The sequence below is a fragment of the Arthrobacter sp. KKT183 genome, from assembly GCF_055657625.1.
This window is the reverse complement of sequence record NZ_CM145770.1, coordinates 303,383-316,227: the sequence shown is the minus strand read 5'-3', so window position 1 is coordinate 316,227 and position 12,845 is coordinate 303,383. Positions and strand designations below refer to the sequence as shown.

Annotated in this window: 15 protein-coding genes and 1 pseudogene; 8 read left to right on the top strand and 8 right to left on the bottom strand. The window is 64.2% G+C overall.

What is annotated here, in order from left to right:
• The first annotated feature begins 298 nt into the window (after positions 1-298).
• The 6 genes from ACZ2GY_RS01615 to ACZ2GY_RS01590 all read left to right on the top strand — a co-directional run bounded on the left by ACZ2GY_RS01615 (position 299) and on the right by ACZ2GY_RS01590 (position 5,921).
• Positions 299-1,276: a 3-methyladenine DNA glycosylase gene (locus ACZ2GY_RS01615; protein WP_471672792.1), complete on the top strand. Its 978-nt coding sequence runs from the start codon at positions 299-301 to the stop codon at positions 1,274-1,276.
• Between the two features lie 53 nt (positions 1,277-1,329).
• Complete coding sequence (locus ACZ2GY_RS01610; RefSeq protein ID WP_277358810.1) at positions 1,330-1,911, top strand: SSI family serine proteinase inhibitor; 582 nt, start codon at positions 1,330-1,332, stop codon at positions 1,909-1,911.
• Positions 1,912-2,104: 193 nt separating this feature from the next.
• Entirely contained in the window at positions 2,105-2,362 is a 258-nt protein-coding gene (gene purS, locus ACZ2GY_RS01605) for a phosphoribosylformylglycinamidine synthase subunit PurS (RefSeq protein WP_277358811.1), read from the top strand.
• Positions 2,359-3,135 carry a phosphoribosylformylglycinamidine synthase subunit PurQ gene (purQ, locus tag ACZ2GY_RS01600; protein WP_471672791.1) on the top strand — a complete coding sequence of 259 codons (777 nt, stop codon included), beginning with the start codon at positions 2,359-2,361 and terminating at the stop codon, positions 3,133-3,135. The genes purS and purQ overlap by 4 nt, the downstream gene beginning before the upstream one ends.
• 11 nt (positions 3,136-3,146) lie before the next feature.
• The gene (purL, locus tag ACZ2GY_RS01595) at positions 3,147-5,420 is read left to right on the top strand and encodes a phosphoribosylformylglycinamidine synthase subunit PurL (protein WP_404800730.1); all 2,274 of its coding nucleotides are present in this window, start codon (positions 3,147-3,149) and stop codon (positions 5,418-5,420) included.
• 114 nt (positions 5,421-5,534) lie between these two features.
• Positions 5,535-5,921, top strand: a complete 387-nt coding sequence (locus ACZ2GY_RS01590; protein WP_346027908.1) for a DUF1304 domain-containing protein — start codon at positions 5,535-5,537, stop codon at positions 5,919-5,921.
• A gap of 6 nt (positions 5,922-5,927) precedes the next feature.
• Here the strand turns inward: ACZ2GY_RS01590 and ACZ2GY_RS01585 are convergent, their stop codons facing one another.
• Positions 5,928-6,407, bottom strand: coding sequence for a DUF1990 family protein (locus ACZ2GY_RS01585; protein WP_471672790.1), 480 nt, complete (start codon positions 6,405-6,407; stop codon positions 5,928-5,930).
• Between the two features lie 79 nt (positions 6,408-6,486).
• Positions 6,487-6,585: pseudogene (locus ACZ2GY_RS01580) on the bottom strand (MmcQ/YjbR family DNA-binding protein); the annotation flags it as partial.
• Positions 6,586-6,643: 58 nt separating this feature from the next.
• Between ACZ2GY_RS01580 and ACZ2GY_RS01575 the strand changes: the two are divergent.
• Complete coding sequence (locus ACZ2GY_RS01575) at positions 6,644-7,471, top strand: DUF1206 domain-containing protein (RefSeq protein ID WP_471672789.1); 828 nt, start codon at positions 6,644-6,646, stop codon at positions 7,469-7,471.
• Positions 7,472-7,488: 17 nt separating this feature from the next.
• On the opposite strand, the gene ACZ2GY_RS01570 is transcribed toward ACZ2GY_RS01575, so the two are convergent.
• From ACZ2GY_RS01570 to ACZ2GY_RS01560, 3 genes are all read right to left on the bottom strand, one after another.
• A complete protein-coding gene (locus tag ACZ2GY_RS01570) occupies positions 7,489-7,905 on the bottom strand; it encodes a CoA-binding protein (RefSeq protein WP_277358815.1) in 417 nt (138 codons plus the stop codon).
• Positions 7,906-7,972: 67 nt separating this feature from the next.
• A complete protein-coding gene (locus ACZ2GY_RS01565) occupies positions 7,973-8,752 on the bottom strand; it encodes an alpha/beta fold hydrolase (protein WP_277358816.1) in 780 nt (259 codons plus the stop codon).
• A gap of 12 nt (positions 8,753-8,764) precedes the next feature.
• On the bottom strand, positions 8,765-9,718 hold the full coding sequence (locus ACZ2GY_RS01560) for an aldo/keto reductase (protein WP_471672788.1): 954 nt from the start codon (positions 9,716-9,718) through the stop codon (positions 8,765-8,767).
• 137 nt (positions 9,719-9,855) lie between these two features.
• Between ACZ2GY_RS01560 and ACZ2GY_RS01555 the strand changes: the two genes are divergently transcribed.
• Positions 9,856-10,902: a D-2-hydroxyacid dehydrogenase gene (locus ACZ2GY_RS01555; RefSeq protein WP_277358818.1), complete on the top strand. Its 1,047-nt coding sequence runs from the start codon at positions 9,856-9,858 to the stop codon at positions 10,900-10,902.
• 25 nt (positions 10,903-10,927) lie between these two features.
• Here the strand turns inward: ACZ2GY_RS01555 and corA are convergent, their stop codons facing one another.
• The 3 genes from corA to ACZ2GY_RS01540 all read right to left on the bottom strand — a co-directional run bounded on the left by corA (position 10,928) and on the right by ACZ2GY_RS01540 (position 12,811).
• Entirely contained in the window at positions 10,928-11,944 is a 1,017-nt protein-coding gene (gene corA / locus ACZ2GY_RS01550) for a magnesium/cobalt transporter CorA (protein ID WP_277358819.1), read from the bottom strand.
• A 124-nt stretch (positions 11,945-12,068) separates the two neighbouring features.
• A complete protein-coding gene (locus ACZ2GY_RS01545; RefSeq protein ID WP_346027904.1) occupies positions 12,069-12,320 on the bottom strand; it encodes a helix-turn-helix domain-containing protein in 252 nt (83 codons plus the stop codon).
• Positions 12,320-12,811 carry a DUF2975 domain-containing protein gene (locus ACZ2GY_RS01540; protein ID WP_471672787.1) on the bottom strand — a complete coding sequence of 164 codons (492 nt, stop codon included), beginning with the start codon at positions 12,809-12,811 and terminating at the stop codon, positions 12,320-12,322. Before ACZ2GY_RS01540 ends, ACZ2GY_RS01545 begins: the two co-directional genes overlap by 1 nt.
• Positions 12,812-12,845 lie beyond the last annotated feature (34 nt).

Below are 12,845 nucleotides of genomic sequence, written 5' to 3'. Positions count from 1 at the left end.
CCGAGAATCAGCGGCAGGCCAAGTACGAGAGCTGTAGCTCCACGCAGACCACCTGCCCGCGCATTCCTGTGTTGGGGGTCTTTCACGCGAGATTACCTTTCATCGAAAAAGCGCCCGGACCTGCCGGACTGAAAGCAGCTGGTGTGGGGCTGTGCCCTGAATCACAACCAAGCCTCACATAGGCTACCCCCGAGTAACGTCGATAGGACGTACTCCTGAGCAGAACCTGCCGGTAAACAGAGACTTCCAGCAAAATCGGGTTTTCATAACGCTCGTTCATTCACTTTGGACGGCCAGGATGGTAGAAGACGGTTGCTCGAGGCCATCAGGTGATAATGGTGAGGTGCCACTGACAGTCCTGGCTCCGGAAGAGTGGGAGCCACGAGCCCTCGCCCATGCCGAGCGTGCTCGCGCCTACACCGAGCCGTACCTGCGTCGCCGCGCGCAACAGCGCAAGCATCCGGTGGAGGACTTCCTCTTCACTTACTACACCCAGAAGCCCGCCCAACTGCTGCGGTGGCATCCGGGTGCGCATACGGTGCTGACCGGACCGGCCGCCGTCGAACGCGCCGGTTGGAAGTTCTACCGCCCGCTCACGGGCAGGGAACGGCAGCAACTGAACCTGAACGACGACGACGGCGCAGTCACCGTGGATCTCGCCGCATTCCTGGCTGCGCGGCGCGAGGCAGTGGACTTCGCGCGAATCATCCTGTCCGGCACGGCTGCCCGTCCGGCGCAGCTTGGCTGCTTCGGGCTGCATGAGTGGGCCATGGCGTACAAGTCGGAGGACAACGCCATCCGGCACGAATACCTGAACCTCCGGCTTGGCTCCAGCGGGACGGACGAGGTGGTGGAGGCTAACCGCATCCGGTGCACACACTTCGATGCCTTCCGCTTCTATGCGCCGCAGGCGGTCCCGCTGAACGAACTTCAACCGACTCGCACAACACAGCGGACCCTTGAACAGCCAGGCTGCCTGCACGCGAACATGGACCTCTACAAGTGGGCGTACAAGCTGGTGCCGGCGCTTCCGAGCGAGCTCGTGATGGACTGCTTTGAACTCGCCTGGCGGATCCGGATCATGGACATGAAGGCATCTCCCTACGACCTTGCCGAGTGGGGCTACCCTCCGATCGCCATCGAGACGCCGGCAGGCCGGGCAGACTATGTGCGGGCGCAACGTGAGTTCTCGGCTGAATCCCAGCTAAAGCGTGCACAGTTAAGCAAGTACATCAATCAACTTCAGCCGGGAAATCAACCCGGCGTCGGGCGCTGAGTGCGGGGATCACCCTGCGAAAAGGTGCTTCGAGGGTGACTAGGAGTTTTCCCATGGGACTGGCACACGGCGCTGCCGTCAGGATAGCCTGCATCCTTACCGCCACGGCACTCTCGGCTGCCCTGGCAGCGTGCGGCACGGCCGGTGAGCCCGGCACGGAGCTGACCGCTGCCCCTCCCACGACGCCCAGTACCGAATCAGCGGGACCATCCTCGTCGCCGACAGCCACGGAGAGCAGCATGCCAACAGATTCACAGAAGCCCACCCCCAGCCTGCCGTCGGACCCCGACGCCGTGGGTACCGCCATGCTGGCCATCAGCATCAAGCCCACCCCGGACTCCCAGCCAACCGAGTATTTCCTCGAATGCACTCCGGACGGCATCGGCGAAACCACAACTGTGCCCAACCCGGAAGCGGCGTGTGCAGCTGTGAAACGTCTGGGCGCTGCCTTCTTCAACGCACAGCCGGACCCCAACCAGATGTGCACCCAGCAGTATGGCGGTCCGCAGACAGCAACAGTCAAGGGCACCGTCGACGGACACCGGGTGTACGCCTCCTTCTCGGCCACGGACGGCTGCGAGATTGCACGATGGAATGCCCTCGAAACCGTGCTGGGCGCTGCCGGCGCACGCTAGTTCTTCGCTGACGCACGCTGATTCCGGGCGAACGGACGCGAGTTTCCGGGCCGGGGAGTTCGGCCGGTAGAATGGAACGGCAAGCTCGCGGAGCGCTGGAACAGGCTGTAAATATCCAAGCGTGAGACGGCACCCGTCGGGCACCCGCATTTAACCGCATTTTCCAGTGCGCACACTTCACAGGAGTTGCCGGATGCCCCGGATCGTTGTTGACGTCATGCCCAAACCCGAAATCCTGGATCCGCAGGGCAAGGCCATTGCCGGCGCCCTCCCCCGCCTCGGATTCACCGGCTTCGCTGAAGTGCGGCAAGGGAAGCGGTTCGAGCTGTCCGTCGAGGGCGATGTCACGGAAGAAGTGCTGCAAGCCGCCCGCGATGCGGCCGCTACCCTGCTCTCCAATCCGGTGATCGAGGACGTGACGCGCGTCGAGGTTATCGAGGACGCCCAGTGACCGTCGAAACTCCGCTGATCGGGCATTCGAATGCCGCGGTGGTGGATTCGAGTTTGTCGGGCGTCCGCGTCGGTGTTGTCACGTTCCCCGGATCGCTCGATGATCGCGATGCCCTCCGGGCCGTCCGCCTCGCAGGAGGCACCGGCGTCGCGCTGTGGCACGGCGACCATGACCTCAAGGATGTGGACGCAGTCATCATCCCCGGCGGTTTTTCCTACGGGGATTACCTGCGTGCAGGTGCAATCTCGCGTTTCGCTCCGCTGATGGAGCAGATCACCGCTGCTGCAACCGGTGGTTCACTCCCCGTGCTCGGCATCTGCAACGGCTTCCAGGTCCTCACCGAGGCACACCTCCTCCCCGGCTCAATGGTCAAGAACAACCACCTGCACTTCCTGTGCAAGGACCAGCGCCTGAAAGTGGAGAACAGCTCGACGGCGTGGACCTCCTCCTACGCCGAGGGCAGTGAGATTGTGGTTCCGCTGAAGAACCAGGACGGCCAGTTCGTTGCCGACGAGCGCACTCTTGACGAGCTTGAGGGCGAGGGGCGCGTGGTCTTTCGTTATCTGGGCGGCAACCCCAACGGCTCACGCCGCGACATCGCCGGCATCACCAATGAGCACGGCAACGTTGTTGGCCTCATGCCCCACCCTGAGCATGCAGTCGAGGCGGGCTTCGGTCCTGACTCCTCAGCTCTCGGTGACGTTGAGGTCCGCGGCGGCGTGGACGGACTCGGCATTTTCACCTCGGTACTGCAGAAGCTGGTTAACAAGTGACCACAGAGACAATGTCCAAGAAGTTCAATATCGACACGGTCGAGCACGCGGAGCAGACTCCCGAGCAGCCCCTGCCCTGGGCCGAACTGGGCCTGAAGGAAAACGAGTATCTGCGGGTCGTCGAGATTCTCGGACGCCGGCCAACCGCTGCTGAGCTCGCCATGTACTCGGTCATGTGGAGCGAGCACTGCTCCTACAAGTCCTCGAAGGTGCACCTGCGCCAGTTTGGTGACAAGGTCACCGAGGCCATGAAGGAGCACCTGCTCGTCGGTATCGGTGAGAACGCCGGCGTCGTGGATATCGGTGACGGCTGGGCGGTGACCTTCAAGGTCGAGTCCCACAACCACCCCTCGTTCGTGGAGCCCTATCAGGGCGCGGCGACAGGCGTCGGCGGCATTGTCCGCGACATCATCTCGATGGGTGCGCGCCCGGTTGCGGTCATGGATCCGCTGCGTTTCGGAGCTATCGATCACCCGGACACCCCGCGCCTGGTGCACGGCATCGTCTCCGGCATCGGCGGGTACGGCAACTCCCTCGGCCTGCCGAACATCGGCGGCGAGGTGGTGTTCGACTCCGTCTACCAGGGCAACCCGCTGGTCAACGCCCTCGCAGTGGGCGTCCTTCGCCACGAGGACATCCGGCTGGCCAACGCGTCCGGCGTCGGTAACCGCGTGGTGCTCTTCGGTGCGCGGACGGGCGGCGACGGAATTGGCGGCGCATCGGTGCTGGCGTCGGAATCGTTTGATTCCTCCAAGCCGTCGAAGCGCCCCGCCGTTCAGGTGGGTGACCCATTCGCCGAGAAGGTCCTCATTGAGTGCTGCCTTGAGCTGTTCAAGGCCTCAGTGGTGGAGGGCATCCAGGATCTCGGCGCAGCCGGTATCTCCTGCGCAACGTCGGAGCTGGCTTCGAACGGCGACGGCGGTATGCACGTCGAGCTCACCAGCGTCCTGCTGCGGGACCCGTCGCTGACTCCGGGCGAAATCCTTATGTCGGAATCGCAGGAACGCATGATGGCGGTGGTGACACCGGAGAATACCGCCGCGTTCGAGGCCATCATGGACAAGTGGAACGTCGAGTACTCCTGGCTGGGTGAGGTCACGGACACCGGCCGCCTCATCATCGAGTGGGCCGGCGAAAAAATTGTCGACGTCGATCCCCGCACCGTTGCCCACGACGGCCCGGTCTACGAGCGCCCGTACTCCCGCCCCGAGTGGCTGGACGGTGTGCAGGCAGATTCCTTCGCCGGAGACCGGCCTTCCGACCTCAAGGCAGCGGTGCTCGAACTCATGGCCTCCCCAAACATGTGCTCCAAGGACTGGATCACCAACCAGTACGACCGCTACGTCCAGGGCAACACCGCCCTGGCCATGCCGGATGATGCCGGTGTGGTCCGCGTTGACGAGGAAACCGGCCTGGGCATCGCGCTCTCCACTGACGCAAACGGCCGCTACTCCTACCTCAACCCTTACGACGGCGCCCGCCTGGCTCTCGCGGAGGCCTACCGTAACGTTGCTACTTCCGGTGCGAAGCCGATGGCCGTCACTGACTGCCTCAACTTCGGATCCCCCGAGGACCCGGAGGTGATGTGGCAGTTTGCCGAGTCCGTTCGCGGTCTCGCTGACGCCTGCCAGGAACTGGGCGTACCAGTGACAGGCGGCAACGTGTCGCTGTACAACCAGACGGGCGGCGTGGCAATCCACCCCACGCCGGTGGTCGGTGTGCTGGGCGTGTTCGACGACGTCGCCCGCCGCACGCCGTCGGGCTGGCGGGAGGACGGGCAGGCTATCTACCTGCTCGGCACCACCCGCGATGAGCTCGACGGCTCCGAGTGGGCAAACCTTCACGGCCACCTCGGCGGGCAGCCCCCGGCGCTGGATCTCGGTGCCGAGAAGACGCTCGCGGCGATCCTCATCAACTCCTCCCGCGACGGCATGATCGATGCGGCACACGACCTCTCCGAGGGCGGGCTCGCCGCCGCACTGTCGGAGGCAGCCCTGCGCTTCGGTGTAGGTGCGCGGATCGCAATTGACGAGCTGTGCGAGCGCGACGGAATTGACGCGTTCACCGCGCTGTTCAGTGAAAGCCAGGCCCGCGCCGTCGTTTCCGTTCCCCGTTCGGAAGAGGTGCGGTTCAACGATATGTGCGCCGCGCGGAACTTCCCGCGTACGCGGATCGGTGTTGTGGATGTCGAGAGCAACGCGCTCGACGTGCAGGGTCACTTCACCCTCCCGTTGACGGAGCTGAAGGAAGCACACGAAGCCACGCTTCCGAAGCACTTCGCGTAAGCCTTCGGGCGAGCGCTGATATGGCAGAGCACCGGCGTACTGCACGCCGGTGCTCTGCCATATCGTTACGTGAGCTGTCCATGGGTAGAGCAACCCAGCAGATAGGGTTGATGTATGACATTTCCGCTGTTGAGTGCGCTTTTCGCCATGATTGCGGGTCTGTTGCACGTGTACATCTTTGTGCTCGAAAGTGTGCGTTGGCGTCACCCGTCCGCGTGGCGGAAGTTCGGGATTGCCTCCCAGGAACACGCAGACATCATTCGGCCCATGGCGTTCAACCAGGGCTTCTATAACCTCTTCCTGGCTGCCGGTGTGATTGTGGGCCTGGCTCTGTCCGGCACCCTCGTTGGTTACGGCATGATTGTCCTCGCGCTGGCAGTCATGGTGCTCGCCGCCGTCGTGCTCGTGGTCACCAACCGGACGCTATGGATTGCCGCCCTGGTCCAGGGAGCCCCTCCTCTTCTTGCGCTGTTGACCCTGCCCATGGTGCAGCAGGCCTGAATCTGCTTACGCTGGACCCGCCGCCAGCTGGCGGGCAGCATTAAGGTACCAGCGGGTAGCGAGTTCCTGGCAGAACCGCGCTACCGGAGCACCGAGACGGTAGAACCAGTTCCCATGCCGGCTGTAGGCGTGCAGTTCGAAGAACACCGAGCCGTCGGCCTCCAGCACTGCAACGAAACTCTCCTCGCCGGTCTCCGGATGACCCGGCAGGGTGGCGTAACCAAAGCCGGCCCGGCGGGCGCCGCGAGCGGCACCGCCGTCGTCGTCGCTGGTTGGGTTCACTTCTTCCACCCATACCACTTCACACGGCGCATTCAGGCGTAAATTGCCCACACCGAACCCCACGGTTACGGAGCCTCCGACGGCGGCTCGTGGTTCCGCCGCGATACGCAGGTTGGAGCGGCGGTGGAGTTCAAACGTGAGGATGCCCTCGGCCAACCGGCGAAAGGCGGCTTCTCCCGTGCCCACCCGGATTCGGTGGCGCATGGGCCGAAAGCCTGCCGGCCAGGCGCCAAGCCGCGTCCACCCTATTGCGGTGTGAGTGATATCAGGCATCACTGCCCTGTGCGCGCACCTTGAAAACGAAGGCTTCCGGCCCGAACGGGAAGTCCTCGAACGTGCCGGGGAAGGCCAGACAGGCCACCCGAAGCTGTTCTGCATCCACGTAGTGAGCCTACAGCGAAGCGGTGACACACTATAGGGACCACGATCAAGGAGTGCACATGTCAGACCTGGGCCGACAGGCGCAGAAGGTTGCAGACGGAGCCGAAGACGCAGCTGATTCCAAGCCGTTCATCATTGCTGCCCGTGCAGGGTATGTCGCGGCGGGCCTGCTGCACATCCTCATCGGCGTGATTGCTGTGCGCGTTGCCTCGGGAGGATCAGGCAGCCCCGATCAGGCCGGGGCCATGTCATCGCTCGCCAGCACGCCGTTCGGCGGGATCCTGCTGTGGGCCTGTGCAATCGGGTGCTGTGCCCTTGCGCTGTTCCTGCTGAGCGAGGTGTTCTTTCCGCCGCAGCGCCTCGACGGCAAGGAGGATGTCATCTACCGGCTGAAAAACGGTGGAAAAGCCATGGTGTATGCGGCAATCGGAATCGGGTTTGCCCAGTACGCGCTGGGCGGAGGCGGAGGCGGAGGCGGCTCAACCCAGTCGACCAGTGCGGCCCTGATGGCGAGCCCCGCCGGGCCGGCGCTCCTGCTCGCGATCGGCGTCGGTATTCTCATTGTGGCGGGGTACTTCGTCTACAGCGGCGTTACCCAGAAGTTCGAAGAGCATCTGTCAGGCAAGCCCTCGGGCTCGACAGGCAAGGCCATCACCACGCTGGGGACCATCGGCTATGTCGCCAAGGGGATCGCGCTGGGCGTGCTGGGCATTCTAGTCATCACCGCGACCGTCACACACGACCCGGAAAAGTCGAGCGGGTTGGACGGCGCACTCAAGTCACTGCAGGAGCAGCCATTCGGCGTCTACATCCTGGGCGCGGTTGCACTGGGGCTGATCGCGTACGGCGTCTTCATGGTGGTGCGCTCCCGCTACCAGCGCATGTGAGTGCGGGGGCTTCGTGCTTACAGCCCCAACCTCGGAGCCTCGATGGCGGGGCAGGTGTTCATGACAACGTCCAGTCCTGCATCAGCCGCCCGCTGGGCCGCCGCCTCGTCGATCACTCCGAGCTGCAGCCAAACCGCCTTGGCGCCCACTGCGATCGCATCGTCGACCACCGCGCCCACCCGTTGGCTGTTCACGAAGCAGTCGACGACGTCGATCTCTCCCTGCACGTCGGCCAGCCGCTTGTATCCGGTGCGGCCGTAAACGTCGTCACCTTTCAGACTGACCGGAACAACCTCCATTCCGAGCTGGTCGATCAGGAAGCGCGATACCCCCATAGCGGCCCGCCGCGGATTGTTCGAGAGCCCGACGACGGCCCAGCGCGCCGGAGTGGTCAGCAGCCGTTTGATGGTGGCTGGGTCATTGGAGTGCGGCATGGAGTCTCCTTCTCAGACAGGCTGCCAGTGTGGCAGGTTTGCGACCTATAGGTAATATCCAGCCACGCTAGAGATGCGGTGCTTTCCGGGCGATGAACTGTCCGATCCAGTCGACGGTTTCGGGATGGTCGAGATGAAAGCCGTGCCGCCCCTTCGCTACTTTCACCAGTACCGAGTGCGGAATAAGTTCACGAAGGGCCAGTGCGTTGTCCAGCGGGGTGAGGGGATCATCTGTGCCGTGAAGGATGAGCGTCGGCGCCTCCAGCGAGCCGAGGAGGTTCCGCGCGTCGTGCTCTGTGCTTGCACGGAAGTGCCGGCGTTTGGCCTGCTTCGATGCGCGTGATGTGAAGAAAGTCCGGACAGCCGAGCTGTGCGCGGTTGCCCAGTCTGCGTCGAAGAAGAGCGGTTCGAGCTGGGCCGGGTCGCCGCTGGTGAGCGCCCGGGTGGCGTCGGGATCGCGGTTCTTCCCGAGGAACCCGCCCGCCGAGGTGGCAGCGAGAATGAGGGCGCCAACCCGGTCCGGATGATCGATCGCGAGCCACTGCGCAACGCGGCCGCCCATCGAGTGCCCATAAATGTGCGCGCGTTCCACACCGGCGGCGTCGAGGACTACGAGGGCATCGGCGGCGAAGTCCCTGGTGTTGAGGTGTCCGGTGGGGCCGTCATCGCTCTCGCCTACCCCTCGATGGTCAAAGCGAATGACGCGGAAATCCTCGGCCAGACTGGGAACGATCGGTTCCCAGCCGGTCAGCGCGGTTGCCTGGCCGGCGATGAGCAGGAGCGGAGTCCCGGAGCCGTCCGACCGCCAGGCCAGGCGGGTGCGGTCCGCAGTAACCGCGAAGTTCACGGGCCGACCCGCTCAATCGGTGATGGGCGACGGCGGTGTGCCCAGGTTGTCCAGTTCCTCCCAGAACGACGGCGGCACTTCTGCCTGCCGCGCTTGTTCGAGCTGGTCGATGCGCTTCACCGATGAGATGCCGACGATGGTGGAATCGACCAGAGGTGAGCGCAGGGAGAAGTGGAGTGCCGCCGTCGGGAGGTCGATTCCATGTTTGGCGCAGAGGCCCTCGACCCGAGCTACCCATTCGAGGAGTTCCGGCGGGGAATCGTTGTAGGCGTAGGTTGCGCCGCTGGCGGAGCCGCGAGCGAGGAGTCCGCCACCGAAGGGCGCAGCGTTGAACACGCCCATCCCCTGCTCCACTGCCTCGTCGATGAGCGGAAGTGCACTTCGGTCGACCAGCGTGAACCGGTTGTGGGTGAGGAGGACGTCGAAGGCTCCGGTGGCGACGTACTGCCGCATCAGGCTGACAGTTCCTGCGGCGATGCCGATGGCATCTACCAACCCCTCTTCCTTCAGTTCCAGCATTCCGGCGATTGCGCCACCCGGCGCTGCCGCCTCTTCGAAGGTGATGGAGTAGGGGTCGTGCAGGTGCATCAGTCGAAGCCGGTCCACTCCGAGCCGCCGGCAGCTCTCTTCGAAGGACCGCCGGACCCGGTCCCGGTCGAAGGAGCCGGTTTCGGGGTCCTGGTCCGCCTTGGTGACAACTGACCGGCCCTCGGCAGCGCCGCCGTTCGCCAGTGCCAGGCCCAGAACTGCCTCGCTTCGGCCCTTTGCGTAGTTGTTGGACGTGTCGACGAGTGCGTACGGGCCGTGCAGCATTGCCTGGGCGAGTTCGATGGCGGCCGCCTCCTCACGGTCCCCGGAGCTGGTTCCGGCACCGAGCGATGAGGTGCCGAGCGTGATGGGACTGGCCAGGAGACCGGTACCGCCCAGCGGCCGGGGATCGACGGGGTGGTGAATCTGCTGGGGCACAGTGTCTCCGTTTCGCGGGTCGAGATGTTTGGCTGGGACTCTGCTTAGGAACTTACCGCGAAGCCCGGGTTCCGGCGAAGAACCGTTGTCAGTGAGCTCCCCTATGCTTTTTCAAGAACCCCTTCGACTGGAGAACCGTGGCCGAGCTTCGCGTCTTTGTACCCACTCCCCTGCCCGAGCCCCTCTGCGAGCTGATCGAAGAGCTGGAGCCGCGCATCGAATTGGTGCGGGACCAGTCGCTGCTGCCTCCTCAGCTCTACGCGGGCGACCACCAGGGCGCCAGGGACTTCCGGCGGACGCCATCGCAACAGGCAAAATACGAACGCCTCATTGACAGCGCGGAGGCCCTGTACGGCGTACCGGGCCAATCGGGGCAGGAGTTGCGCCGCACTGCCCGTGCCAACCCGCACCTTCGGTGGGTCCACACCACGCCTGCAGGCGGCGGCAGTCAGGTGAAAGCGGCGCAGCTCACTCCGGATGAGCTGGAGCGCATCACATTCACCACTTCAGGCGGCGTGCACGCCGAACCGCTGGCCGAGTTCGCAGTGTTCGGCGTCCTTGCCGGCGCGCAGGGCGTGCCCCAGTTACTGGAGGATCAGCGCAACCGCGTCTGGGGAGCACGGCGCCCGGTGCCGCTGGTGGCAAACCAGCGTGTCGCCGTCGTCGGGCTGGGCGGAATTGGGCGCGCGGTGGCGCGCAAGCTGAGTGCGCTGGGGGCGGACGTCATCGGTGTGCATCGGCGCGAGATTGAAGCGGAAGGTGTCTCGGGCATCGTCCCGCCGGAACGCCTTGGCGCTCTTCTTCCGGACGTTGACGCCGTGGTGCTGTGCCTACCCGCTACCGAATCAACCCATCACATGCTCAGCCGGGACCTGCTCGAGCAGGTGAAGGAAGGCATCACCGTGGTCAACGTCGGCCGGGGTGCCACCGTGGACGAGGAAGCGCTCATCGGGGCGCTCAGGGACGGGCGGGTCGGTTTTGCCGCGCTCGACGTTTTCGAACAGGAGCCGCTGCCGGGTGACAGCCCGTTGTGGGAGCTTCCGAACGTCCTCGTAAGCCCCCACAATGCCGGCACATATGAGGAAGAGGAACGGAAAATCGCGGAGCTCTTCGCGGAGAACGCCCGGCGGCTGCTCGACGGCGAACCGCTCCTCAACGTTGTTGACACTGTGGAGTTCTATTGAGCGGGTGTCCCGGTGGGGCGGGGTTCTAGAGCCATTTCTTGCGTTTGAACGTCAGATACAGGCCGACGCCCATCAGCAGCATCAGCGCAAGCGCGAAGGGGTAGCCCAGCGGCCAGTCCAGCTCCGGCATGAATTCGAAGTTCATCCCGTAGACGGTGCCCACCAGGGTGGGCGCGAAGAGGATTGCAGCCCAGGACGAAATGGCCTTGACCTCTTCGCTCTGCGCCAGGCTCGCTTCCGAGAGGTGCCGCATTTCCTCGTTCTGCCGCTGCGTCACGAGGGTCGCATGGACCGAGAGGGCGTTCTGGAGCAGGATCCGAAAGGAGTCGATCCGCTCGATGATGCGCAGCACGTGGTCCTGCACATCCCGCAGGCGGGGCTGCAGTTCCGAATCCATGTCCTCCTTTTCGGCGTCAGCCAGGAGCGCATCGAGCATTGGCCGCAGCGGGTGAGTGGCGCGCTGAAAACCGATCACTTCGCGGGAGAGGTCATAGATGCGGCGTGCTACGTCAGGAGCGGAGCTGAAGAGCTCGTCCTCGATTTCGTCGATGTCATTCTCGAGCCCCGCGACAACGGGCGCGTACTGGTCAACGACCTCGTCAAGGATTGCGTAGAGCACTGCCTGGGGTCCGAGTGCGAGCAGTTCGGGCCGCGCTTCAAGACGCCGCCGGACCTTCGCGAGGTCGGGTGATTCAGCCTGGCGGATTGTGACAATGAAGTCCGGGCCTACGAAGACGTGCAGTTCCCCGAACTCCACCATTTCCTCGGCATCGAGATACCTGGCCGGCCGGAGTACCGCGAAGAGGGTTTCCCCGTAGCGCTCGAGCTTGGAACGCTGATGGCCGTGCAGCGCATCCTCGACGGCGAGTTCGTGAAGCGCAAACTCATCCGCCACCCGCTGGATTTCAGCATCATCCGGCCGGTACAACCCGATCCAGGCCATTCCGCCGTGATCACGCTTGAGTTCAAACGTCTGGTCCAGATTCTCCGGGTTGGCGGTCCGTTGGCCGTCCACATACACGCCGTTGTCAACGATGGCCACCGTGCCGTCCTCACTCTTGTCTGCTGCGCTCCGCCGCATTCCGTCCGTCGGAAACGGGGCTTAGGCGAGTTTCTCACAGCATCGGCGGCCGCTGCGGTACCGCGCCCGAATCTCGGGTGCGCGGTCAGCGCCTGCTGTTGCCGCCGTCGTCGTCGTTGCTTTCCACAGTGCCTCCCGGCTCCCAACGCAACACGTCTCCGGGCTGGCAATCCAGAATCTCGCAGATCGCCTCGAGGGTGGTGAAGCGGACGGCTTTCGCGCGGCCGTTCTTCAGGACAGCCAGATTCGCCGGTGTGATGCCGATGCGTTCAGCCAGTACTCCCACGGGCATCTTGCGCCTGGCGAGCATCACGTCGATGTCCACGATGATGGGCATCAGATGACCTCGTCGAGTTCGCTGCGCAGGTGTTTCGCTTCGGCGTCACGGGCTACGGCTTGGGCGAGCAACACCCGCAGCACCAGCACGATCAGCGCTACACCGCCGATCAACAGTGACGCACCGCAGATCAGCAGGATTACACCCGGAGCAATCTCGCCCGGAGCCAGCAGAACCGCGAGACCGAACACCAGGACCGACGCGGCGGCGATGGCCCCGAAGATGATGTCGACATACCGGAATGCTCCATCGGAGAAGACCGTGCCGCTGCGGACCATGGTGAGCAACTTCCACAAGCAGACGGCGCTCACTTGAACCGTCAGGATGCCGAAGACGACGATCGCGTTGAACGTGATGCGCAGCCCAGTGGGCACGCCCGACTGCTCAAGATCAGCGGAGATCAGCGGAACCATCCAGAGCTGGATGAACAACGAGCCCGCAATGACCATCGCGATGACGACCTGCAACGCGAGGACGGCAAACTTTCCCATCGGGTTCTCCTTCGATTGAATTACAAGGAGAATA

Excerpts from the sequence above, each read along its gene's own strand:
- ACZ2GY_RS01615 (WP_471672792.1), top strand. The coding sequence starts at position 299 with ATGGTAGAAGACGGTTGCTCGAGGCCATCAGGTGATAATGGTGAGGTG.
- ACZ2GY_RS01610 (WP_277358810.1), top strand. The coding sequence starts at position 1,330 with ATGGGACTGGCACACGGCGCTGCCGTCAGGATAGCCTGCATCCTTACC.
- purS (WP_277358811.1), top strand. The coding sequence starts at position 2,105 with ATGCCCCGGATCGTTGTTGACGTCATGCCCAAACCCGAAATCCTGGAT.
- purL (WP_404800730.1), top strand. The coding sequence starts at position 3,147 with ATGTCCAAGAAGTTCAATATCGACACGGTCGAGCACGCGGAGCAGACT.
- ACZ2GY_RS01590 (WP_346027908.1), top strand. The coding sequence starts at position 5,535 with ATGACATTTCCGCTGTTGAGTGCGCTTTTCGCCATGATTGCGGGTCTG.
- ACZ2GY_RS01585 (WP_471672790.1), bottom strand. The coding sequence starts at position 6,407 with ATGCGCCACCGAATCCGGGTGGGCACGGGAGAAGCCGCCTTTCGCCGG.
- ACZ2GY_RS01575 (WP_471672789.1), top strand. The coding sequence starts at position 6,644 with ATGTCAGACCTGGGCCGACAGGCGCAGAAGGTTGCAGACGGAGCCGAA.
- ACZ2GY_RS01570 (WP_277358815.1), bottom strand. The coding sequence starts at position 7,905 with ATGCCGCACTCCAATGACCCAGCCACCATCAAACGGCTGCTGACCACT.
- ACZ2GY_RS01545 (WP_346027904.1), bottom strand. The coding sequence starts at position 12,320 with ATGCCCATCATCGTGGACATCGACGTGATGCTCGCCAGGCGCAAGATG.
- ACZ2GY_RS01540 (WP_471672787.1), bottom strand. The coding sequence starts at position 12,811 with ATGGGAAAGTTTGCCGTCCTCGCGTTGCAGGTCGTCATCGCGATGGTC.